Source organism: Micromonospora sp. RTBAU3-60 (assembly GCF_054963695.1).
The window spans coordinates 1-23,047 of sequence record NZ_JBUEGB010000087.1 but is presented as its reverse complement, the minus strand read 5'-3'; the positions used below and the strand labels follow the sequence as shown (position 1 = coordinate 23,047).

Genomic DNA, 23,047 nt, shown 5'->3' with positions numbered 1-23,047 from the left:
GATTTGCGGGCGATGCTAGACGGGAGGGGGCGGGCGAGGCGACTGTTGGCGCAAGTCGTTGTGTGCAAGTCGTTGTGTCCTCCATCGACTGATGTGCGGCAGGCGTCCGCCGACTGATCTGCGACACCTCAGCACGCTGATCGCGGCTACTTGTCTGCTGGACGTATGACCGCAGCCCGGCCAGATGCGGACGTCGTCGGGCTGCCAATGATCGGCGTGCGATAGTCGCGGGCGTGATGTTTCCGCTGAAGGCGCTGTCCGCTGCCGTCAACGCCCGCGTCGAGACCTGGGCGCGGCTTGAAATGCGCTGGCACACGCGCCCGATCCAACCGAACTACGGCAAGCCAGTCGTGAGCGTCGAATTCGAGTCGTCGGCGTGGCTCGCCGAGGTCATGATCTGGATGACCGGCGAGGCAGAGCTGGCAACGGTGCGCCTTGCCGATGACCGGATCGTCAACAAGCACTACGAACTTGCCGGCCATGGTGATCTCGAAGTATTGCTCGACGAGCTTGTCGGGCTGCTCATCGACGACAGGATTCCCGGCGCCGCAGTCGTCGCCCAACGGCCGGGAACGACCGCCTGATCCTGCGCCGATACGCACGCTCTTCGGCTACACAGGACATTGGTCGGCGGCTAACCCGCCGCCCTCGATCGCCGGACCCTGTCGCACATCACCTGGCGGAGTTGTGTCGCACGTCAGTTGTCGGATCACATTTGAGTGGCGCATTCCGTTGCCGAATTGACCTCTTAAGGATCAAGGCGGCCCGCAAAGCGGGCCGCGCCGGCCCCGGCCCCGGCCTGCTGGCGACCTCCGGCCGCCATCGGCCGGGCCGGCCGGCCACGCTCACGAGGTTGCCATGCAGGATGAGAGCGTGACGGCGAACGATGAACACGCGGAGATCATGCCCGCTCCCGATGATGACCTAGAACGCAACCGGCGCAACAAGGCCGTCTTGGAGGCAGTGTCGGCATCCCTCGGGCTGATCGGCCCGGACGTGCTCGGGATCGCCGTCGAAGCCCGTAGCGACGGCGTGACCTTCCATGTCGCACTTGCCCAACGCACCGCAGAGGTGGACGAGGACATTGAGGACATGATCGCCGACTACGAGGCACAGACCTTGGGCTACGTGCCGAGTGAATTCACGATCGATGCTGCGATCACCGTCGAAGACACCGGACCGCAGTGGCGGGGCCGCAGGTGGTCGATCATTTATCTCGCTCACCCCTCAATACGGCGTGCCGTCACGGCACCCAGCGCGACACGACCAGACGCTGGCTAGTGCCCCGTCACGCAGCCTTGAACGGGTAATCCGGGTGGCGGATCTTGGAGTTGATCGCGAATCCGGATTTCGGGCGTGCTCGTTGGTTGCGCCAGCGGATGTAGTCGCCGATGGCGGCGTCCTGCTCCGGGTGGCTGCGGTGGTCGGTGCCGTTGAGGGCGAAGTAGCGGACCGCGGCGAATTCGGCCTCGATCCAGTTCAGCCAGGAGGCGTAGGTCGGTAGGAACACCAGGTCGACCTGGTTGGTGGCGCACCAGGCGCGGACCTCGGGGTGTTTGTGTGGGGAGAAGTTGTCCAGGATCAGGTAGAGGCGTTGGTCGGGCCAGCGGCGGCGCAGGGTCTTGAGGAAGCTGAGGAACTCGCGCCAGCGTTTGCGGTCGCGGATGCGGTAGTGCAGCTTTCCGGTGGCCAGGTCGAGGGCGGCGATCATGTGGCGTACCCCCTGGTCACGGGTGTAGGTGGCCCGCAGCCGCACCGGCTGCCCGTGGGGCCGCCAGGCCCGGCCGGGGCGGGGTTGCAGGTTCAGCGGCCCGAACTCGTCCACGCACAGCACCCGCCCGTCCGCCGGCGGGTGGTCGTAGAGGTCCAGGACCCGGCGCATCTTTGTCGTGAAGTCGGGGTCGGTGCTGGCCTTCCACGTTTTGGTGGCCTGCCAGGTGACCCCGCGTTCATGGAGGATCCGCCGGATGCTCGGCGCTGATCGCCGCGACGTAGCCAGCTTCGATCAGGTAGTCGCGCAGCTTGGCAAGCGACCAGCAGGAGAAGGGTTTGCCGAGGAACCGGGGGTCGCACCGGGCGATGATGCAGATCCAGTCACGGGCCTGCTCATCGATCCGTCTCGGTGCGCCCCCGCTCCATTTTGGGTCCAGCGCGTCGAACCCCCGCTCGTTGAACGCGTGGATCACGTCGCGGACGTAGTCCTCGCTGGTCTTGAGCAGGTGGGCGATGTCCGGCGCCGGCTGCCCCTGCGCGGACATCAGCACCACGATCGCCCGGCGCAGCTTCACCGGGTCCTTCGCGGTCCGGGTGATCCGCTGCAACCGCTGGCCCTCGGCCATCGACACCTGCCGGACGAACACCTCCGGGCGTCTACCCACCCGGCACCACCTCCCCAGCCTCATGCGTTGGGAGACAGCCTGCCTGACGGGTACTCAGAACCGACGGATTACACGATCAACGTTCAAAGACGCGGCACTAGCGTCCCGTCCCCGGTGCTCGACTCTCCACGCCTCTCGACCGGCGTCAAGGCCGCTTCGCGTCGGCTACGCCGATGGCCTACGGCCACCCTTGACCCCGACCGAGAGCCGAGGATCTGGCACCTATCGGGGGACGGTGTCAACGACGCCCGAAAGCGGACCCCTGCTCGACGCCCTAGAACCCGCGCGCCGCCCGAGGGTCAGTTTTCACGCGTCGCCGACAGACGGGGCAGAGCGGCGACAGCCAGGCGTGCCCGGCCATCCGTGGACCAGTAACCGTGGCGCGCAGCGGGCACGAGGCGCAACCCGTAACATCCGCCCGATGGCTCGAACGAACGACGACGACCGCGGGTCGCCCTTTCCAACGCTGGGCGCGGGCACCACTGACACGTTCCGGGTGGAGTTCACGCCAACTAGCCGCGACAAGAGGTTCGGCGTGTTCCAGCTCTACATCGAGGGCATCCCGATCGGAGACGCCAGCACAACTGCGCTGTACCCGCACATTGCGAACCTCTCCCGCCTGTGCGCCATCGCCGAACACCGCAGCGAGCGGAAGCGGAGTCGGTTGCACCTTGGGGACACCTTCGACCACCTGGACATGTACGTGGAGATGAGCCAGCTTGACGTGCTGCTCACCTTCACCACCCGACCTGAGTGGGGTGAACCGCCACCGTGGGCACCGCCGGTTGGTGGGAAGATGCGGCTGAGCGTCGCTCGGTCAGAATTCATCAGCACCTGGCGCCAGGCCGAGCCGCAGTTCCGACATCTGTTGGCATCGCAGTAGCTGGGGCTCGCTTGCACCCGGACCGTCGCGGCCATCCATGGGCCAGTAGCCAGGGCGCATAGCGGTCACGAGCGGTTACGAGAAGCACCCGAATCTGACGCCGGCCGCAGGCGTTTCGGGCAACACGACCAGTTGATCGCGCTCTTCCAAGCTGCCGTTCGGGAGGCTGGGCGGTCTGGCGACTGCCCGACGAGATCCGCACGCGACATCCTGGTCAACCGAACCAGCAGGCCCTACCGTCATCGCATGGCAGGTCTCCCGCGTGTCGTCGCCTCTGGGAAGCGGCCGAAAGGGCGCGACCCGCTCGACGAAGACGATCGGTTTCACTCATTCGGTAGGGCTCTCGCAGTAGAACAACTCGCGCGGTCCGCCCGAGTGGTATTCGTACTGCTTGCCCTGCGCCATCAGGACCACCCGCTGCCCAGGGACGAGTGCTTGTGTGTAGGTCATTCCTGGCTGGGCGCAGCCGATGCTGCCGTCGCGCCATACGGCCTGCTCGACGCGTATGACTTCGATGTCACTTGCGGCGATGGTTAGCCTGACGGCGAGGTCCGCGATCGCGCCCTGTGCGATCTGGGGTCGCGTCGGCGTCGGGTCTGAAGGGGTGGGCGATTCGCTGATGATCTCCTCCGTAATGGTGGCGCGGGTCCCGGTTGTCGTTACGCAGCCGGGGCTCGACAGCATGACATTGACAGCATGCGCCGCGCGGCTGATGTTGAGGGTATTGCATCGGATGGCGTCGAGAATCCTCATGAGTCTTTTCCTTGGAGGCGAACCAGTCTTCGGGGCCCTTCCGAATGCCTGGTTGGCTTGGGCTTGGCCGGGCCCGCCAAGGTTCAGGATGTGGTCGGCCACGCCACTCGCTCGATGGCAGACGGACAGGCCCGGCGGCTGGAACGACCAGTGTCCGTGGCTGATTTGTCGCCGACGTCCAGAAGCCCAGAACTCGCCGGCCACGCATGGTGGCTCGGCGAGTTCTGGACTTGCTCGCTGCGCTCACTGCGTCGCCGCGTCACCCCTCCACCCTGGGCACCGGCGACGGGCGGTGGCCCTCAGTGATCGCGTCACGCTCACCGGACTTCGAAGGCCCGGATCAGGGTCTGGGTGACCGCGCTGCCGTGGCCGTCGCGGGCACTGACCCGCAGCGACACGTAGCCGGAACCGACGGCGGGCACCGTCACCGTGTACGATCCGTCGGGCTTGGGCTTTGTCTCGGCCGACGACCAGGAGCTGCCGTCGTCGCCGGACGCCCAGACCTTCAGCTCCTCGAGGCTCGAGACCTTGCCGGAGGCGGTGAGGATGGACAGGTCGAAGGTCCTCGTGCCACGGGCGGACATCCGGTTCTGGTCGTCCAGTTCGAGTTCGTAGCGCGGCCACAGCATGGCGAGCTGCTCACTGTCGGTCGTGGAACGCGCCGACTGGAAGGTCCACTCGGTGTTGGTCCGGGTCGACAGGGGCATCCAGTCGGGGTGCTCGGTGTCGAGGGTGAGCCGGTAGGTAGCGCTGTCGGCTCCGACGGCGACCACGTTGCGGCACGCCGCGCAGGGCATCTCGCGAACCAGCTCGCCCTCGCGGAACAGCCGGGCCGTCGCATGATCGGTGGTATTGCCCGACCAGCCGTAGTGGCCGCCGCTGTCGACCCACTCGGGCAGGCCGAGGACAATCGCGTTACCCTCGCGCCAGGCGCCGCCTCCCTGCGGTCCGCCAGTCGTGATGGCCGCCCCCAGCCAGGTCTCCTCCCGCCTGCTGCCGGACGCGTAGCCGACGATCCCGCCCTGGAAGGCCCGGGAGATGTCCGCGTCATCGGGGTAGACCGAGTGCCACCACCGCATCTGATCACTGGTCGGCCACCTGCTGCCCGTGGAGTACCACTCGGTCCGGGAAGAGGGTGCGTCGAAGAAGTCGATGAGGTTGAAGAGTGACACTTCCCCCGGTCGAACCGCCGCGTCGGCGTCGCCGATGTAGGTGCCGGCCGGGCTGCGGTAGTGCGCCTTGGTGATCGTGGAGTTGGCGGCGGTCACGGCGTCGGTCGGGTCGGCAGGGATGGCGTCAGGCACCATCAGCGCCATGTTGTAGACCTGCGGGTTCTTGCCGATGCCGCTGAGGTTGACGTTGGTGCGCCCGTTGTGGATGCGGGCCAGCAGCTGCTGACCCGCGTCCTGGGTGAGCGACCACGCGGGGATCTTGGTGCGCAGCACCCGCGGGACGATCGTGGAGAACGGACCGGGACGGTCGTTGACCAGGACCGCCGCTTCGGCGCCTGTGGTGGCGATGGCGGCCAGCTGGTCCATCGTGCGCACACTCGGGTCGCGGGTGATGATGGCCAGTGTGCCGCCCAGGTCGCGGCCCTCCAGCTCGGCGGGACGGGCCAGCCCGGCGTCGACGGCCTGGAGTGTCTTGTTCCCGTAGAGCGACAGGGCGTAGGTGACCGGCCGCAGCGGGATATTGCCCGTGCCGTCGGCGTACGCCGCCTTGATGGTCGGCGAGGAGGAGCGCTCCTGGTAGTCGAACTCGAAGTCGCTGATCGAGGCCGGCTCGGTCGGGACGACGGACACGCCCTCGATGTTGCTGCCGAACGTCTTGAGTGCGTCGATGCCACCGAGCCCGGGGATCTGCTGCCGGTAGCCGAGCTTGCGGATCGAGACGACGGCCTCCGTCGGCGTCGAGATCTCGGCCTCCTCGGCCTGCCGCGCGTCCACCGTGACCGACTCCGGTCCTTCGATGACGAGCTCGGGATCGCCACCCAGCGTGTAGTCGGTGAGGATGCCCGACGCCGGGTCGTTCGTCCGGATGTAGGCCATCACCGAGTAGCGGCCGAGCGGCAGCTGCACCGTGGTGGGCGTGGCGTTGCTGAACGCCTGGCGCAGCTTGCGGTTGTCGAGGTCGAAGATCACCCACTCGGCCCCTCCCGGCTTTCCGTGACGGTCGATGCCCGAGAGCGTCACGTCGACCATGGGGATGTCTTTGGTGACGCCGACCGTGGTGTGGAAGGTTGTGCCGTCGCTGGCGGTCGCGTTGATGACCGCGGTGTAGTCGCCGACGGTGCCCAGGCGCGGGTCGTAGGTGAGGTCGACGCTGCCGCGGCCGTGCGCCGGCACGGTGAGGCTGGTCGCGCCGAGGATGAACGTGCCCTGCGGCGGCGCCGACTCGCCGAAGGCGACCATCGAGAGCGACACGGTGACCGCGGCGTCGGTCGGGTTCACGTACTCCAGCGGGCGGGTGAGGGGCTGGTCCTCACGCTCGTGACGACCCAGGCTGACCACCGCCGGGTCGGCGTACACCGTGGCGGCGAGCGAATGTGGCACGTCCACGCGCCCGCCGCCTTGCTGGTAGGCCGTGAAGATGCTCGACCTCGCGGTGCCGACCAGCACCTGCTTGAGCCGCTCCGGGGTCCACTCGGGGTGCTTCTGGGCCAGGATCGCGGCCGCGCCGGCCACGTGCGGCGACGCCATCGAGGTGCCGCTCGCAGAGGTATAGCGCGCATCGACCGGTGAGCCCATCGCGGTGCCGGCGGCGCGCGCGGCGACGATCGCCGTGCCGGGCCCGGTGATCTCCGGCTTGACCGCGAAGTCGCCCAGGCGTGGCCCCCGGCTCGAGGTGGGCGCCAGCCCCTCCTGCTTGGTCACGTTGCCGACGGTGAGCGCGGCGTCGGCGGCACCGGGAGCGCCGACGGTGGACTTGCCGGGTCCGGAGTTGCCGGCGGCGATCACGAAGAGCGCGCCTGTGGACGCGGTGAGCTGGTTGACGGCCTGGCTGATCGGGTCGGTCCCATCGCTCGGCGACGAGCTGCCCAGGCTCATGTTGATGATGTCGGCGTCGACCGTGTTGGCCGCCCACTCCATGCCGGCGATGACGCCCGACTCCGTCCCGTTGCCGGAGCTGTCGAGCACCTTGCCGATGTAGAGGTCGGCCTTCGGGGCCACGCCCCGGTACTTCCCGCCGGAGGCTGCGCCGGAGCCGGCGATCGTCGAGGCGACGTGGGTGCCGTGGCCGTGGTGGTCGACCGCGTCCGCGTCCGTGGTGAAGTTGCGGGCCTCCTTGACGACTTCGGTCAGGTCGGGGTGGGTGGGGTCGATGCCACTGTCGAGGACCGCGACCTTGACGCCCGCACCGTCGAAACCGGCCGCCCACGCGGTCGGCGCTCCGATCTGCTTGACGCTCTGATCGAGGGAGGCGTGCATCGGCTCGTCGAGCCAGATCTTCTTGATGCCGCCGGCGAGTCGGGGTTGGGGTGCCTTGGCGCGGTCGTCGTCCAGGGCCTCCCAGAACGTCGAGGCCTTGGCCTTGCTGGCGCGGAGAGCTACGGCGTTGACACTGGCTAGCTTGCGGGCCTTCACGGATCCCTGCGGGGCCGGACGGTCGAGGGCCCGGGGCGCGTTCTTGGGATAGGTGACGATGAGCGGAGTCGTGGCCTGACTCTGGTCGTCGTAGCCGTAGTCGACGAGCTGGGAGATGTTGAACAGCTCACGGTCGAGCGAGTCCTCGGCGAGGTAGGGCTGCGCGCTGTCGGGGATGAGGTACAGGTCGTCCCCGGAGCGGAGGGTCGTGTACGACTCCTGGGTGTCGCGGGTGCCGTCAGGCGCCAGGCTCGCGGTCTGGAGACCGTCGGCGTGCTCGGTGAGGAGCACCTTCTCACCGGTGATCAGGGTGACCTGGTGGGTGTCGACGACGCGGTTGGCCTGCGCGGTGCCGTTCTGCCCGGAGGCGCTGGCCGCGCCCGCGACGGTGAGACTCCCCAGGCTCCCGGTCAGGGTGAGCGCCAGGACGAGGGACACTCCGGCGGAGGCTGGGCGGGAGCTGAGGAAAGGACGGGGTACGCGAGAGGCGATGCCCGAGCTCCTGCTCCCGAGTGGACGGGGTTGGCTCATGCGGGTGACCTTTCGTTGGGAGGGTTCGTGCAGTCGTGCCGTGGAGTCAGATGGGTTCGTACTCCCCGGAGGTGTCGGCCCCGTCCGCTGCGGTCGGCGCCGACGAAGGCGCAGCCGTCGGAGAGGTCTCAGGCTCGGGATGGTGCTGCTTCGGATCCACCCGTGGAGTCTGACCGCACTCGGGATGCTGCTGGTTCGGTTCCACCCTCGGAGTCTCATCGCGCTCGGTCGATCCCGCGATTGGGCAGATGCCCCAACTTTGGTGGCAGACCGCGCACCAGGCCCTGATCAGGCCTGGGTCGAAGGAGCCTGGGTTGACGAGGCGCCGGGTGACGGGGGCGCGGGGTGGGGAGCGTCGATTGCGCCACTCTCCATGGCCTGCACGGCGAGGGCGGTTCGCGAGGACACCTTCATCTTGCGCATCGCCGACTCTAGGTGTCGGGCGACGGTCTTGGGCGACAGCACCAGCACGTCGCCGATCTCGCGGTTGGTTCGCCCCTCGACCAGCAGCCGGACGACGTCGAGCTCGCGCGGCGAGAGCCGGTCGCCATACGAGGGACGGCCCCCCTTCCAGTCCGGTCGCTTCACCCGGGCGCCGTGCGCTCTCAGCTCCAGCCTCACCCGTTCGGCGGTGGCGCGCGCGCCGAGCTCCGACAGGGCGGCGAAGACCTCGGTGAGCAACGCCACGCCGGACTCCGTCGCACCGCCCCGGACCAGGCAGCTCGCCTGAGCTCTCCTACTTCGCAGTGTGTCGTAGGGTCGCGGGATCGCCTGCCAGGCGGCAGCAGCCTGCTCGAAGGCCGCGGCAGCTGCGAGCGGCTCGTCGAGCGCCAGCACGAGGGCATGGCACATAACCAGTGCGGCGCGGGGCGCGGGCGCCTGGCGCTCCTCGATCCCGCGCTCGAAGGCGTCGATCAGCTCGATGGCCTCGGAAGTGCGGCCGGCGGCGAGCAGCGCCTCGACGCGCACCTGGGCCAGGTCGGTCGCCCAGATCCAGTTGCCCTTGCCCGCGAGGAACGCGATCGGAGCCTCGGTGAGGCGCAGGGCGTCCTCGACGTTTCCGGCGGCGAGACGGATCCCGGCCAGGGCGCTGGCCGGGCCGATCGAGGACTCCGCACCCCCGAGCTCGTCGGCACGACGCAGCACAGCGCGGAGCGTCTGCTCGGCCTGGTCCTGTTCGCCGCGGACGGCCTGGAGGAGGCCGACCACGGTGGCAGGCGCCAACCGACTCACCGGCTGCAGCAGCTCCTCGTCGTCGGCCAACTCCTGGGCTCGCTCGGCCAGGCCCTCCCAGTCGCCGCTGACCCAGTCGAGGAGGGCCAGCGTGGCCCGCGCCAGGCGGTCGTCCTTGTCGAACCCGTGACGGGCGGCCAGGTCGATGACCGTCATCAGGGCCCGCCGGGCCTCGTCGTGGCGGCCCCAGATCACGGCCATCTCTCCGACGTTGAGCTTGCCCGCCGAGACGGCCATCCGCTCCGCGGTGGTGGCGGCGTCGTCACCGATCTTGGCCGCCTCGGCCCACCCGTCCTCCTCACCGAGCACCAGCAGCCCGCTCGCGAGCCCGACTACCATGCTCAACCGGTCGGCCTCGGACATCGCGTCGGTGGGGATGCGGGAGGCCTGGCGCAGCCAATGCAACAGCTCCCGGGCCGGGGTGGAGGTGCCGTAGGAGAGCAGGCCGAGGTACATGGTCGCGCGGGCGGCCTTGGGCGGGTTGTGGCCCAGCCCCGGCAACGCGCGCTCCATCTCGGACCGGGCGTCTTCGAAGGCCTCCATCTGGGTGAGCAGCCGGGCGATCTGGAACCGGATCTCCGCCTCCTCGGCCGGGGAAGCGGCGCCCGAGTCGACGACTCGGCGCAGCGCGGCCAGCAGCTCGGCATACCTCTCGTGCCCGCTCAGCAGGCCCACTGGGTACTTGTCGGTGAGCCGGACCACGTCGCCTGCGGCCGGCGTGCCGTGCACGAGGAGGTCGTGGAGGACGACCAGGGCCGTGGAGCCGTCGCCGGACTCGAGTGCCCGGTCGGCCGACAGCTCGGCGTTGGCAGCCCACGCCTCCACGTCGCCACCTTCCTTCGCGTGTCGGGTCAGCTGGGCGAGCGGGGCGGGTGACGCATCGGCCAGTGCCCGCGACGCGCGCAGGTGCATGGCTCGTCGCTCGGGCATGGGGATCGCCTCGTAGATGGCGAGGCAGGCCAGCATGTGCCGGAAGGAAACCATGCCGGCGGCGTCCTCGGCGAGCAGCCCCGACGCCACGGCCTCCGCGAGCCCGGAGAGCCGGCCCGCCGGGTCGCCGGACATCACCGCCAACACCGTGGACTCGCTCGAGGTCTCCGTCAGGACGGCGGCCGCGCGCAGCGCCGCCCGGGCGGCGTCACCGAGTCCGGCCGCCCGGGCGAGGACCGCATCACGCACCGTGGGCGGCACGTCGATCTCGGTGATCCGGTGGCGTGCCCACGCGTCGCCGCGGCGGACCAGGTCACCGCGGTTCCACATCAGCCGCATCGACTCCTCCACGGCCAACGGAAGGCCGGCCGTGCGCTCCAAGAGGAAGGCGGCGAACGCGCCTGACACCGTCTCGCCGCCGAGCATCGAGGACACCATGCAGGCGACGTCGTCAAGTGGCAGCGGCTCCAGCGCAATGCGGACGCTGCGGCCGTGAGGCAGCTGGGCCGTCGTCAGCCTCGGCAGCAGCGAGTCGCGCGGGACGTCCTCGGGCCGATAGGTGAGGAGGATGCCGGGGCGCGGGGGCGCACCGGAGGCGAGGAGGAGCAGGAACTCCAGCGTCGCCTCGTCGGCCCAGTGCACGTCCTCCACCACGAGCAGCTCGACAGCGAGCAGGTCCAGGAGCTCGGTGACGGCGCGGAAAACGCGGTGCCGCGCCATCGCTGGGTCGTCGGCCGGCTCGGGCATCGGCGGCAGCCACACCGCCCACTCGGGGAAGAGCCGCCGGAGGTCGCCGGCGAGGGCACTGAGACTGTGGCCGGCCCCGGCGTCGACCGCGATCCGGAGCGCATCGACAAGCGGCCCGAGGGTAAACGGCTGGAGCAGGGCAGGGCAGGCCGTGCGCAGCACCCGGCCGGGCCGCACCCGCTGCGCGAGCGCCTCATCGACCAGACGGGTCTTGCCGACGCCTGCCTCACCCTCAACGAACACCACTGCCGACGGCATATCGAGGGCGGAACTGACCTCTGCGAACTCGCGCTCACGACCAACGAGCCGGGGTACCGCGAGGGACACGCGGTCAGGCTCCGTCACCGCGTCAGGCTACCCTGAGCAGATAGCGGCGGTTCGGCTCAGGTCGTCCCGTGCCCATCAGGAATCGTTTGCTCAGCCCGTCGTCTCCCACAGATTCGGGTGCCCGTGGAACTGTGCCACTCAGGCCAGTGCGTAGTCGCGTCCAGGTCCGCCCGAGCGCCGAGTGCCGGCCTGTCCGGGCCGTTCGCGGGCAACCGCGGGTCGACGCGGTCCGTGTCGAGCGGCGGTACAGGCTGATCATCGTCGACGAGGTCGGCTAACCTGCCCTTCGAGCAAGACGCCGCGAATCTGTTCTTCCAACTCGTCTCATCCCCGTACGAACACGCCTCCCACAGCCTCACCAGCAACCTGCCGTTCAGCTGGACCAAGACCTTCACCGACCCGCGCCTGTGCGCCGCCCCCGTCGACCGGCTCACCTTCGGCGGCGCCATCATCGAGACCGGCACCGACTCGTACCGCCTCGCCCACACCCATCACCACACTCGGGCGCGCAAGTGCTTCCGAGATTCATCGACATTACTCGCCAGTACCTGAGTGGGGTGCTCCCGGAACTGACTGACAAACGCGCCCAGTACTCACCGTAAAGCCACCCGTCAGTCGAGGGTCGAGCGATCGCAGATGGGGCCAGATCGGGCCGTCATCGTGGAGCCAGGTGGGGTTGACATAGTCAGCACTGTGGCCGCAGCGGTCAGCGTGGGCGGCCCAAGCCGGCGTCGCGGGCGCGGACGATGGCCTGGCTGCGCTGGGTGAGGTGCAGTTTGGCCAGGATGGTGGAGACGTTGTTCGCCACCGTCTTGCTGGACAGGTGCAGGCGCTCGCCGATCTCGCCGTTGGACAGCCCGGCGGCGAGGTGGTCGAGGATGTCGCGTTCGCGGGCGGTCAGTTCGGGGAAGGGACCGTCCTGCGGCGGCGGTGAGGCGAACCAGGTCCGAGATTCCACTTCCACGCCCACGCGTCCCCACCCACGGTGGGAAACGATCCCGGAAACTCAATCCGACTCAGGATCACTACTAACCCGATCAGGGACGCTGTTGCGGAGTTGGTTGGCGAGTTTGATGGTTGTTTCTTGGGGTTCGGCGTCGATGTCGGCCAGGGCTTTGGTCAGGCCGCGCAGCAGGGTGCGGATGCCGTCGGCGTCGCCGAGGGCGTGGCGGGTGTGCATGGCGCGGGTGTAGAGGGCTTCGTTGTAGCGGTCAAGGCCGATGGCTTTGTCGAGTAGGTCGGATGCGCTCTGCGGGTCGGTGTCGATCAGGTCGTCTGCGAGCAGCAGGTGGGCTTCGGTGCCCCATCGGCGGACGGTCTCCCGATGTGGCTGGAGCCATTCGTAGTCTTGGCCGTCGGCGAGGGGCGCGGTGGAGAGGTCGCAGGCGGCGGTGAGTAGGTCGCGGCGGCGGGGGCCGCTGGCGATGGTGGCCGCACGGAGTAGGTCCCGCAGTGTCCAGACGTCGACATCGAGGGTGGTGGGGTCGAGTCGGTAGCGTCCGGTGGTCTTGATGAGGTAGGCATTCTTTGCGTCAGCGGTGCCGGCACGGGCGAGGACGTGTCGTAGGTTGCTGGCGTTGGTGTGTACGCGCTGGTCGGCTTGGGTGATGCGGGCGTCTGGTTCGAGGTATTCGCCGATGTCGCGGGTGGTCATTCCGTCGGGGTGGCAGGCGAGGAAGACGGCGAGTTCGAGGGCCTTGGCCCGCAGGGGTCGGCCGGGTCGGGTGATGTCCTCTATCCGCGGCTGCCCGAGTACCCGCAGTCGTGCCTTGCCGGCGATGGCGTCGGCGGGCAGCGTGGTGACGGGGGTCGGTCGGTCGGAGGGCTTGGTGGTGCGGCTGGTGTGCAGCGGGACGACCGTGACCGGTGAGGCGGGCGACGCGACAGCGGGCGGTTCACCGGTCTGCGCCTCTCGCAGGGTCGTGAGGATTTGGATCGTCGCCTCGGGTTCGAGTACGGGGAGGCGCGTTGGCAGTGGCGCGTCCGGCTGGCCGGACACGATGTTGGTGTGGCCGTCCGTAGTGACTTCGACGGTGGCGCCGTGAGCCCATTCTCCGAGTAGTAGGGCGGACACACGCAGGTCGCGGCCGAAGGCGAGGACGGCTTCGGCTCGCGTGCGGGCACCGGCGGGTGGGGTGTGGGCGATGAGCATCAGGGGTGGCAGCGCTTCCTCGTCGGGGGCGTGCTGGCGCAGGGTGTCCAGGTCGGTGAGGGCGTGCTCGTCGAGGATGCGGCTGCGGTGCAGGAGTTTGGCCTCGATCACCGTGAGTGCGTCGGCGATGCTGTCGGCGATGTGTAGCCGTGGCCATGGCTGGAGGTTGGCTGTGTCGGGGCCGAGCAGTGTTGCCAGGGTGGCGGCGTCGATGACCACTTCACCACGTGTGTCGGGGTGGTGTGGGTCGCCGGATGCCAGGGCCGCGACGAGGGCGGCGCGGGCTGCGGCGTGCGCGCCGTCACCGGAGATGCCGGTCGCGCCGCTGGGCAGTGGCGTCAGGTCGGGGACGAGGGTAGGCGCCTCGGTGTTCTGGCTGTCCGGGTTTGGCAGTTCGGTGTTGCGGGCGACGGCGCGGCGCAGGTGGAGTACGGGTGGCGGCAGTTGCGTGGGCGGGTCGGTGTCGGGTTCGCCGGTGTAGCGGCGGCGGCGTTGTGCCCAGACCAGCGCGGCGGCGGCGCTGATCGCGGCGGCGAGCGACCAGGGCAGCCAGTTGGCTGGTGACAGCTGCACACCGTGCTCGTCGGTTGCTCCGGCCGAGCGTCGCGGGCCGGTGACTGTTGGCGAGGTGGACGGCGACGCCGTGACGGTCGGGGTGGTGGGCTCCGCGGATGGGCTTGGTTGTCGTACCCCGTGAGTTGCCGGTGCAGGGCTGTCGGGGATGGTGGCCGCTTCGTGTTCGTTCGTTGTGGACGACGGCGTGGGGCTCGACGCGTCCGGTGCGGTGCTCGGCGGTGGCGAGGGGGTGACGGTCGCCGGCGGTGGCGTCGCCGGACGGGACGGGGCCGCCGGGGTGGCAGTTTGCGGTGGGCGGGCGTCAGCGGGCAGCCGCAGGTCCCAGCCGGGGTAGATGAGGTCGCAGTCGCGTAGGGCGCCGCCGGTTCGAGGGAAGTGGCGGTGCTTGTTCAGGCGGCAAATCTCCGGCCACCGGCCGGCGTCGCCGAGCCACTCCTTGGCGATCTTGGACAGGGTGTCGTTTCGTTCGACGGTGTAGAGGTAGCGGGTGTCGGCGACCTGGATGAGCACGGGTCCTCGCGCGGCGGCTTGCCGCGGAATGACCCCCGCATCGTCGGTCGAGGCGACAGCCGCGGGTGACCTGCCGCCGCCGTCGGCGACGTTGAGGTTGCCGACGGAGGTGACCGCGATCGCCGCGGTGCCGGCCAGGCCGAACACGAGCCGGTGCAGCGGCGCGGGAAGCCGCAGTACCGGGATCCGCCACCGGGTCACCAGCGCGAGCAGTTCGGCAACCAGCAGCAGCGCCAGCACAGCCCACAGCAGCCACAGCGCCCAGATGGCCGCGCCGGTAAGCGCGTTCGGGGTGAACCGTCCGCTCGGCTGATCGAACCACGCGACGAATTGCGTCCATGACGGCAACCGCCGCACGGGGTTCCCGCCGAGGAACAGCAGCAGCGCCGGTGTCCCGCCGAGGAAGACCGCTGCGCTGAGGACAGCGCGGATCACCCGGACCAGGGTCGCTGCCGGCCCTGCCCGGTGGCGAGGCGGTGACGGTACGGGTGGGGTGTAGACCGTGGGGCGCACGTATTCGGCCAGCCGGTCACGTCCGTCCCGGGACTCCTGCGGCACTCTCTGTTCCTCCCTGCGACCGATACTGAGCGTCTTCCCCACATACACCGCAATGAGTGTTGATGACCATCCCGCGACGAAGGATTCTCACTATGCGCGCACAAAAGATCACCCAACGAGACGGTAGTTGACGATCCACTCCCTCCTCAGGAGACACTGCGCCACATGCCAAATGCAGGCATGCGGCTGTCCATCGACCTCAGCTCGCCGGCCATCGCCGCCACCATCGACCGGCACGGCACCCGAATCCCCGTCATGCTCAACGGCCGCCTCGTCATGCCGCACGGCATCACCCTCGACCCCGCCGGCCACCTACGAGTGGGCGTGGCCGCACAATCAGAGCCCTCAGCCAGTTACCAGTTCATCCGCGAACCGCTGGAACTGCTCGGCAGAGCCGACACCGACCCGCAGGTCGACGCCGTGCACCTGCTCGCCGGGCAGCTGTGGCACGTCGCCGACCAAGCCGCCCGCCAGGCCGCAGGACCCGTCACCGCCCTCACCGTAACCATCCCCTCAGGCTGGGGACCACGCCGACGCGGACACCTCACCGACGCGGCGGCCCGCGCCGGCCTGCCCACCCCCGCCATGGTCACCGCACCAGCAGCACTCGCCGCCTACGCCACGGCCGCCGGCACCGTCCCTAACGGCTCATGCCTGCTGATCTGCCAAGCCGACCGGCACCCGGCCACCCTGACCGTCCTGCAGGCCACCACTGACGGATACCGCGAACTCGCGACCCGACCGATCAACCCGACCCGCGACCTGGACCAGGCCCTAACCCAGCGAATCATTGACGCCAACACCACAGACGACGACCCGCTACGAGCCGAGACAGCCCACCCCACACAGGGACAAGCCGGATTGCTGTTCGAGTCCGTCCGTCAGGCCAGGCAACTCCTGACCGCCCAGGACCGCGCGCCAGTCCTCCTTCCCGCACCCCGCAAGCCCGCCGTCATCACCCGCGACGACGTCGCCGCCGCCGCCCAGCCCCTCCTCGACGAAGTGGACGCAGCTGTCCATGACATCCTCGGCGCGGCCGATGTGGACCGCCACCACCTCAGCGGCGTGATCCAACGCGAAGCCGAAACGATCCCCGGCCTGCGAGACCGGCTCACCACCGCCACCGGCCTCACACCAGCCACCCTCAGCGACCACTCCCACGCCCTCGCCGACGGCGCCCTGACCCTCACCACACCACACCATCAAGCAACAGCTACTGCCGCCGACACCCAACTACCACGCGTCCGGCTCCGCATCCGCGACCTGACCAGCGCCATCCTGCTCGGCGCCTGCTCCCTCACCCTGCTCCTCCAAGCCATCCTCACCGCAGACATCAACACCACCTACGCCCTCCGAGTCGTCGGCGTCCGGCTCTCCCTACCCGAGCTCGGGACCGCGGGCGCGCTCGCCATGCTCACCGCCTTCGCCGTGGCGCACCTCGCCCCCACCACATGGCTCGCCGGAGCACCCACCGCGTCCACGCCCGAACCCGCGACTGGCAGCCTCATCCGACGCGGATACCTCGCCGCCGCCGCCGGCGGCACGATCACCGCCGCCCTCTACGGCCTCGCGACCGGCACCGCCGTCGAATTCGACTACGGCCCATACCTGAAATGGACCCTCGGCTGCGCGCTACCCCTGGCCGCCTGCGCTGCCGTCATCGCCGCCGCCGCACCCCGGATCCCCGCCCATGCTCTGCCCGCCTGGCTCGCGCGTACCCGACCGGCGATCCTGCACGCCGCGATCGGCGCCACCGGCATCTACCTCTTGCGGGCCGCCCTCACGCTCACCGCTCCGGTAGACGTGACCGGTATGCCCGGCCTCATCGCCAGCGCCGGAGCCGCGCTCATAGGCGTCGCTACCGCCCTGACCGCCATCCGAGGCCGCACCGCCCGCGCCATCACCGCACCCGGCCTCGCCATCGGCTACGCCATCGTCGTCAGTTACGACACCAACAGCGCGCTGATCGTCGGATACCTCGTCGCCCTCACCTGGTGGGGCATCCAACTCACCGCGCACACCCTGCGACTCGTCTTCCCCGCCGCCGGGAAAGCGCTGCGCCGTCTCATGGACGGCCCGACGAGCTGATCGGGCCATGAGCGCGGCCAACGAACTCCAGCACCTGGCGTCGTCCGGACAGCGCCTGGGGTACGGTTCGGCCGTGTTGCCTGGCCCTGCTCATAATCCCTCGGGTTCGAGTCCCGCCCGCCCCACCAACAGCTTCCGGGCTGGAAAAACGTGAAACCGCATGGGCGGTACGCGAACCACGCTGGCAAACTGCGCTGTGACCTGGGAAAACATGAGTGCCCCGGTCAGGTCGACCGCAGGACCTCGCCTTACGGCTGGAAGTACTCCGACATCAGGCGGCTGACCCATTCCGGCTGCTTGACGTTCTCCGGTAGGAACTCCGCCATCACTGGCTTCAGGTCGATAACTGGGGTGCCGGAGACCGCGTCGAGGCCCACCACCGTCAGTTCGCGGCCGTGGACGGATTCGATGGCGCAGGACGTCACCCCGATGCGATTCGGTCTGCGAGGGCCGCGGCCGGCGAACACGCCAACGGGCGGGAGGTCGGGACGGCCGCGGTTGGGACGGGGCTTGCGGTAGTCGCCGTGGTCCGGGAACTGGTCGAAAATGAAGAGGATCTCCACGTGGGAGAAGCCGTCCAGGCCTTGGAGGCACGCATCGCCGAAGCGCTCGTCGACGGTGATCGTGCTGCGGACGGCGCCCCAGTTGTCCGTGTGTTGAACGTCCGTCCTCGCGTTCCGGACGGTACCTATCGGGGTGATTTCGAAGCTGAGCATGATTCCTTCCATGTCTTTTGCGAGTGTTGGGCCATCAGCGCCGTCCTCGACCATGGCGTGACGAGCCGGGGAGGCCGCATCCGGGGGATCGGCAGTACTGCTGTGTGGCAATCCGACTACCCGACGAACAGGAGCACGCTGATCGCCAGCATCACCCCGGCGGTGGCCCCGTGCACGCCGTATGCGGCCGCCTTGGGCCCGTTGCTGTGCAACACGATCAGTGCGTCGCCGACGGGCATGCCGGCGGCGGCCAGCATGAACCAGCCGAGTAGGTGGGGTGTCGCTCCCGCCAGCAGGATGAAGATGAAGAGCCCCGAGGCTATGTCGCGCACGGCCTTGACGGACAGCCAGGCCTGGAAGTTTCGATCCTCGGTCGGCGTGCCGGGGATACCAAAGCCGGCTGCGGCCTGCGGTGCCCGAAATCCGAGCACGCCGATGAAGATGATGCCTGCGCCGATCAGTCCGGCGAGCACGTTGGCGATGGTGATGAGCATGGTTGTCCCTTTGAAGCGAAGCGAATGTAGCGACGGATAAGCTTGTAGCTTCTGGCACCGCGCCTTATCCGCGGCACGAGAGTGCGTGGTGGGGCGGCGATGCAGTGCGGCAGGTTAGGGAACGATCACTACGCCTCCGCGCACTCCGCCTTGGGCCAGCCGGTGGTGGGCCGCTGCCGCGTCGGTGAAGGAGTAAACATGGGCGACCCGCAGCGGGATGTCGCCGCTTTCTACCAGTTTCACCAGTTCGCCTAGCCGGGTGCTGTCGGGCAGCACGTTCAGTGCGAACGTCCGGATTCCCCTCGCCGGCTCCGGGCGCAGCGGGGGTGAGGCGGCTACGTAACCGCCGCCGTCCCTGACCAGTTCCATCAGTGACGAGCCGATCACTGCGAGGTCGACAACCGCGTCGAAGCTGGCCGCCGCTACCGGGATCGGATCGTCCGAGCGTGGCACGAACGCCGCGCCCTGCGATTCGACGAACTCGCGGTCGCCAGCCGCCGCTATTCCGGTGGCGTGCAGGCCGGCGACTCGGGCCAGCGCCAGGGTGAACCCGCCGACCTGCCCCGCGGCGCCGGTGACGAGCACGGACGAGCCTGCCGGGAGCGCGAGCAGGTCGAGGGCTTGGGCGGCGGCGAGGCCGTTGGTCGGCAGGGTCGCGGCCTCGCTGGCGGGAATGCCGACGGGCGCGGCGGTCAGCCATGCGGCATCGAGGACCACATACTCCGCGTGGGCGCCGACCATGGTGCGCAGCCAGGGCGAGAAGCCGATGACGTCGTCATTCACAGTGAGATCTCCGACGGATGGTCCCACCGCGTCGACCGTGCCTGCCACGTCCCAGCCGGGTACGTACGGCAGCCCGGCCGGCAGTGGTGCCGGGAATCGACCGGCGCGAATCATGAGATCAACCGGGTGCACGACGGACGCGGCGACCCGTACTCGCACCTGACCCGGCCCCGGCTCCGGCACCGGCAAATCCGCCACCACCCGCAAAACCTCCGGCCCTCCGAACTGTGCATAGCTGACTGCGCGCATCGCCGTACCCTCCGCTGAACGTCATGATCGCCATTACGGTAGGTACCCTCGGGCACCGTGAGAAAGTAGGAACCTGGAAGTGCCTAGGGCACCGGCAAGGGGTGGCAGATGGCGACGACGACCGCTGGACAACGACGAGAGCAGGCCAAACGCGACTATGACGCGTTTCTGGAGGCCTGCCCGACCCGGGAACTGCTGAGCACGCTCACCGACAAATGGGCGGCACTGGTGATCGCGGCGCTCGCCAGCGGTTCGCAGCGGCACAGCGAGCTCGCCCGCCGCATCGCCGGCGTCAGCCAGAAGATGCTCACCCAGACCCTGCGCACACTGGAACGCGACGGTCTGATCACCCGTACCGTGACCGCGTCGGTGCCTGCCCGCGTCGACTACAAGCTCACCCCGCTCGGCCACGACCTGTTCCCGCTAATGGTCGCGATCAAGACCTGGGCAGAGACACACATGGACCGCGTCTTTCAGGCCCGCGCCCAGTTCGACGCGCGATCATGAAGTCCAGCGGGCGCTGACCTCCGACCCGGTCGCTGGGTGAGCGGATCATCCCAAATGCGTCCACGATCCAGGACCGGCAGCAGACGGTCACCGCCCTGGCCGTCATGATCCACGAGTGGTGGTCGGGTGATCGGGGCCGCAGCGCCGGTGCTGTTCGCGGATCGGATCCGTCTGGCGGCGCTGCGGCGGGCGACCAGCGGTGAGCCGGTCAGGGCATGCGTCGACGTACGGCTGCTAGCGTCACGATCGGCCCCTGAGCTGCGGGAATGTGGTTCGGGTTTCTGCCACATTGAGTCCACCCGAAACGGATACCAAAACGGAGGGGGTCAGGGGGACAGCCGCACGCACCACAAACCTGATCGCGCTGTTGATCCACCGCGGGTGGCACGGTCCCCGGCACGGCGTACCTGTCGCCTCCGGCCAGAGAGGGGCGTCGTAGGTTGGCAGGGTGCAATCCCTCGCGGCTCATCTTCGCACCCTGACCCAGGAGCAGCTCACGAGTCTGGTCGCGAATCGTCGCGACGCGACCCTTGAGCCTGCGCCGGCGACCGTCGAGCAGCTCGCCGTACTCCTGCTTCACCCGTCGTCGATGGCGGCTGCCTGTGCGTTGCTCACCCTGCCGCAGCTCCAAGTGGGCGAGGCAGCCGCGGCGCTGGGCGACAGGTGCACCACCCCGCGGCTGGCGACGCTCTTGGGCGTACCGGAGGGCGACGCGGACCTGGCCGCGGCGCTGCGCCGGCTCACCGAGATCGCCCTGATCTGGCCGCACGACGACGGTTTCGCGGCGGCGCATCTGAGCCCGATGTGGCCGCACCCGCTGAACCTCGGGCCCGGCGCCGCCGAGCTGCTCGTCGCACGGAACATGAACGAGCTGCGCAGGCTGGCGAAAATGTACGGCGTCCCCGTGACAGGCCGCGGCAAGGACGAGTTGATCGTTGCGCTGGTCGGCTGGCTGGCGCGGCCGCAGAACGTGCGCCGGCTCGTGGCGCAGGCCCCCGCCGACGTTCGCGCCCGGCTCGCCGCGCTCGCCTTGCGGCCGGCACGGCCCTTCGAGGTGCGAGGGATCATGTTCGGCTCGGCCGGGGTGGCGCTGCCGTGGGCCGCCGAGCGTGGTCTCGTCGTCGGCTCCGCATGGGGCGTCGAGGAGATGCCCCGCGAGGTCGCCCTCGCGCTGCGGGATGGCTACGTCGCTGCGTTCGACCCGCAGCCGCCGGCCGTGCCTACCACCCCGGTCGAGCCAAAGGACGCCGAACGGGAGGCCGCAGCCGCCGCCTCGGAGACCCTCGCCGCAATCACCGCGATCGCCGGAACCATGAACGGCGGCCCGGTGCCCCTGCTCAAGACGGGCGGTCTCGGCGTACGCGAGCTCCGCCGGATCACCAAATCAGTCCGGCCAGGACGAGGATCGCACCCGCCTGACCATCGAACTGCTCGCCGCGGGCGGCCTCACCGAGGCCTCGGACACCGGCCTGGCCCCCTCGGTGGCCTATGACGAGTTCGCCGCCGCCGAACCCGCGGACCAACTGCTGGACATCGTCGACACCTGGCTGACCATGCCCGCGTGCCCGCTCGCCCCGGCCGACTCCACCGCGGCCTCCTCCCGTGTCCTCTACTGGGACGAGGGCGAGGAGATCACATTGACGGGTCTGCGAGCACTGACCTTGCGCACTCTCGCCGACGTCCTACCCGAAGGTCACGCCACCGACCCCGGCACACTCGCCGGCCGGCTGGCCTGGCAGAGCCCTGTCCTGACCGACCAAGCCGACGAGGATCTGCAACGATACGTCACCGGCATCTGGCGGGAAGCCCACCGGCTCGGTCTGCTCGCTCACGGAACAGCGACCAGGCTCTGCCGTAGCCTGCTGACCGGTGACGCCGACGCGACTCATCGGCACGCTCAGGCCATGCTGCCCCGGTCCCGCGGCACGGTCCTGTTGCAGAACGACCTCACCGCGGTGGTGACCGGCACCCCGTCGGCCAACCTGCTGGCGCTGCTGGACAGCGCGGCCACGCCAGAGTCCCGCAACGGCGCCTGGACCTGGCGTTTCTCGCCGGCCAGCATCCGCAGCGCACTCGACGCCGGAAGCACCCCGGCGGATCTGCTGGCCCGGATCACCGAGGCGGCCGAAGACGCCCGCGTGCCGCAGACACTCACCTACCTGATCAACGACGTAGCCCGCCGATACGGCCGCGTTCAGGTACGCCCAGCGGGCTGCTGCCTGCACAGCGACGACGAAACCCTGCTCACCGAGATCCTCAACACCCGCTCGCTTCAGGCCCTGCACCTGGCCCGGCTCGCCCCGACCGTGCTCGCCAGCGCAAAATCCCAGGCCGAAACCCTGGCCGCACTGCGCGCCGCCGGCCACGCCCCGGCCGGCCTCCGCCTCGACGGCAGCCCAGCGATCGAGATCCCGCAACGACGCCGCGCCGATCCATCACTCACCGAGCCGGACAGCGGTGACATGTTCCCTCTGCCACGCCTGAGCGACCCGGCCGAAGTCGCACGGACCCTGCTCGGCAACCGCTGACCTCGGCAAACACACTGTCTTACCGGCCTCCGGGGGTGCCGGGTAAGGATGTGTCCGGGCACGGACTTTCTCCGATAATCAGGACAGGCAGGGATCACCCGCAAGACGCGGCTTCTCGCCCATCGCCGACGGCCCACTGGTCCTGTGGACGTGGCTCGAGGGGGCGGATGGGCTCGGACGCACACCGGATCGGCTGGAGTTGGACGTTGCGCGGCACACCGGCTCGCTCACGCGAGCAACTTCAGCCTGCCTTGGGAGATCACCTTCCGGTGCCCGCCTTCGGGAGTCGCGGGTCAGTTCTGGCCCGGACTTGCTACGGGTAATCCTGCAGCGTCCCTGATCAGCTTAGTGATCCTGAGTCGGGTTGTGTTTCCGGGATCGTTTCCCACCGTGGTGGGGTCGCGTGGGCGTGGAAGTGGAATCCTGCGCCCAGGGCGGCTCCTCGTGGCTGGTGGCCGGTGGTGGGTGTGCTGATCGTGTTCACGCCCTGGTGTCGGTGGGCTGCGCGGGGCAGCCTCAG

General features: G+C 69.2%; 19 protein-coding genes. 8 read left to right on the top strand and 11 right to left on the bottom strand.

The annotated features are described in order from the left end of the window. The first annotated feature begins 233 nt into the window (after positions 1 to 233). Entirely contained in the window at positions 234 to 584 is a 351-nt protein-coding gene (locus ACY34I_RS36520; RefSeq protein ID WP_462759718.1) for a hypothetical protein, read from the top strand. Positions 585 to 858: 274 nt separating this feature from the next. Next, entirely contained in the window at positions 859 to 1,281 is a 423-nt protein-coding gene (locus ACY34I_RS36515) for a hypothetical protein (protein WP_462759717.1), read from the top strand. A gap of 7 nt (positions 1,282 to 1,288) precedes the next feature. Here ACY34I_RS36515 and ACY34I_RS36510 read toward each other — a convergent pair whose 3' ends face one another. Continuing rightward, positions 1,289 to 1,960: an IS630 family transposase gene (locus ACY34I_RS36510; protein ID WP_462759721.1), complete on the bottom strand. Its 672-nt coding sequence runs from the start codon at positions 1,958 to 1,960 to the stop codon at positions 1,289 to 1,291. Continuing rightward, entirely contained in the window at positions 1,950 to 2,378 is a 429-nt protein-coding gene (locus tag ACY34I_RS36505) for a helix-turn-helix domain-containing protein (protein WP_462759716.1), read from the bottom strand. Before ACY34I_RS36505 ends, ACY34I_RS36510 begins: the two co-directional genes overlap by 11 nt. A 421-nt stretch (positions 2,379 to 2,799) precedes the next feature. Here ACY34I_RS36505 and ACY34I_RS36500 point away from each other — a divergent pair, with 421 nt between their 5' ends. Then, positions 2,800 to 3,261 (top strand): hypothetical protein, encoded by a 462-nt coding sequence (locus ACY34I_RS36500; RefSeq protein ID WP_462759715.1) that lies wholly within the window; start codon positions 2,800 to 2,802, stop codon positions 3,259 to 3,261. A 327-nt stretch (positions 3,262 to 3,588) separates the two neighbouring features. Here the strand turns inward: ACY34I_RS36500 and ACY34I_RS36495 are convergent, their stop codons facing one another. The 3 genes from ACY34I_RS36495 to ACY34I_RS36485 all read right to left on the bottom strand — a co-directional run bounded on the left by ACY34I_RS36495 (position 3,589) and on the right by ACY34I_RS36485 (position 11,366). Beyond that, the gene (locus ACY34I_RS36495) at positions 3,589 to 4,014 is read right to left on the bottom strand and encodes a hypothetical protein (RefSeq protein WP_462759714.1); all 426 of its coding nucleotides are present in this window, start codon (positions 4,012 to 4,014) and stop codon (positions 3,589 to 3,591) included. Between the two features lie 317 nt (positions 4,015 to 4,331). Then, entirely contained in the window at positions 4,332 to 8,036 is a 3,705-nt protein-coding gene (locus ACY34I_RS36490; protein ID WP_462759713.1) for a S8 family serine peptidase, read from the bottom strand. 381 nt (positions 8,037 to 8,417) lie between these two features. Then, positions 8,418 to 11,366, bottom strand: coding sequence for a helix-turn-helix transcriptional regulator (locus tag ACY34I_RS36485; RefSeq protein WP_462759720.1), 2,949 nt, complete (start codon positions 11,364 to 11,366; stop codon positions 8,418 to 8,420). 279 nt (positions 11,367 to 11,645) lie between these two features. On the opposite strand from ACY34I_RS36485, the gene ACY34I_RS36480 reads away from it, so the two are divergent. Next, the gene (locus tag ACY34I_RS36480) at positions 11,646 to 11,918 is read left to right on the top strand and encodes an ATP-binding protein (protein WP_462759719.1); all 273 of its coding nucleotides are present in this window, start codon (positions 11,646 to 11,648) and stop codon (positions 11,916 to 11,918) included. A 154-nt stretch (positions 11,919 to 12,072) separates the two neighbouring features. Here the strand turns inward: ACY34I_RS36480 and ACY34I_RS36475 are convergent, their stop codons facing one another. Both ACY34I_RS36475 and ACY34I_RS36470 read right to left on the bottom strand, forming a co-directional pair. Beyond that, positions 12,073 to 12,330, bottom strand: a complete 258-nt coding sequence (locus ACY34I_RS36475; protein ID WP_462759712.1) for a response regulator transcription factor — start codon at positions 12,328 to 12,330, stop codon at positions 12,073 to 12,075. Positions 12,331 to 12,372: 42 nt separating this feature from the next. After that, entirely contained in the window at positions 12,373 to 15,162 is a 2,790-nt protein-coding gene (locus tag ACY34I_RS36470) for a transcriptional regulator (RefSeq protein ID WP_462759711.1), read from the bottom strand. A gap of 165 nt (positions 15,163 to 15,327) precedes the next feature. On the opposite strand from ACY34I_RS36470, the gene ACY34I_RS36465 reads away from it, so the two are divergent. Further along, positions 15,328 to 17,250, top strand: a complete 1,923-nt coding sequence (locus ACY34I_RS36465) for a hypothetical protein (RefSeq protein ID WP_462759710.1) — start codon at positions 15,328 to 15,330, stop codon at positions 17,248 to 17,250. Positions 17,251 to 17,498: 248 nt separating this feature from the next. Here the strand turns inward: ACY34I_RS36465 and ACY34I_RS36460 are convergent, their stop codons facing one another. From ACY34I_RS36460 to ACY34I_RS36450, 3 genes are all read right to left on the bottom strand, one after another. Next, entirely contained in the window at positions 17,499 to 18,020 is a 522-nt protein-coding gene (locus ACY34I_RS36460) for an SAM-dependent methyltransferase (RefSeq protein ID WP_462759709.1), read from the bottom strand. Between the two features lie 62 nt (positions 18,021 to 18,082). After that, positions 18,083 to 18,460, bottom strand: a complete 378-nt coding sequence (locus ACY34I_RS36455; RefSeq protein ID WP_462759708.1) for a DUF4267 domain-containing protein — start codon at positions 18,458 to 18,460, stop codon at positions 18,083 to 18,085. A 114-nt stretch (positions 18,461 to 18,574) separates the two neighbouring features. Next, the gene (locus ACY34I_RS36450) at positions 18,575 to 19,492 is read right to left on the bottom strand and encodes an NADP-dependent oxidoreductase (RefSeq protein WP_462759707.1); all 918 of its coding nucleotides are present in this window, start codon (positions 19,490 to 19,492) and stop codon (positions 18,575 to 18,577) included. A gap of 108 nt (positions 19,493 to 19,600) precedes the next feature. Here ACY34I_RS36450 and ACY34I_RS36445 point away from each other — a divergent pair, with 108 nt between their 5' ends. The 3 genes from ACY34I_RS36445 (at position 19,601) to ACY34I_RS36435 (ending at position 22,527) form a co-directional block, all read left to right on the top strand. Then, positions 19,601 to 19,999 carry a winged helix-turn-helix transcriptional regulator gene (locus tag ACY34I_RS36445; RefSeq protein WP_462759706.1) on the top strand — a complete coding sequence of 133 codons (399 nt, stop codon included), beginning with the start codon at positions 19,601 to 19,603 and terminating at the stop codon, positions 19,997 to 19,999. A 448-nt stretch (positions 20,000 to 20,447) separates the two neighbouring features. Beyond that, positions 20,448 to 21,491, top strand: a complete 1,044-nt coding sequence (locus ACY34I_RS36440; protein ID WP_462759705.1) for a hypothetical protein — start codon at positions 20,448 to 20,450, stop codon at positions 21,489 to 21,491. Continuing rightward, positions 21,481 to 22,527 (top strand): helicase-associated domain-containing protein, encoded by a 1,047-nt coding sequence (locus ACY34I_RS36435; protein ID WP_462759704.1) that lies wholly within the window; start codon positions 21,481 to 21,483, stop codon positions 22,525 to 22,527. The genes ACY34I_RS36440 and ACY34I_RS36435 overlap by 11 nt, the downstream gene beginning before the upstream one ends. 340 nt (positions 22,528 to 22,867) lie before the next feature. On the opposite strand, the gene ACY34I_RS36430 is transcribed toward ACY34I_RS36435, so the two are convergent. Continuing rightward, on the bottom strand, positions 22,868 to 23,047 hold a 180-nt coding region (locus ACY34I_RS36430; RefSeq protein ID WP_462759703.1), incomplete at its 5' end, for a hypothetical protein.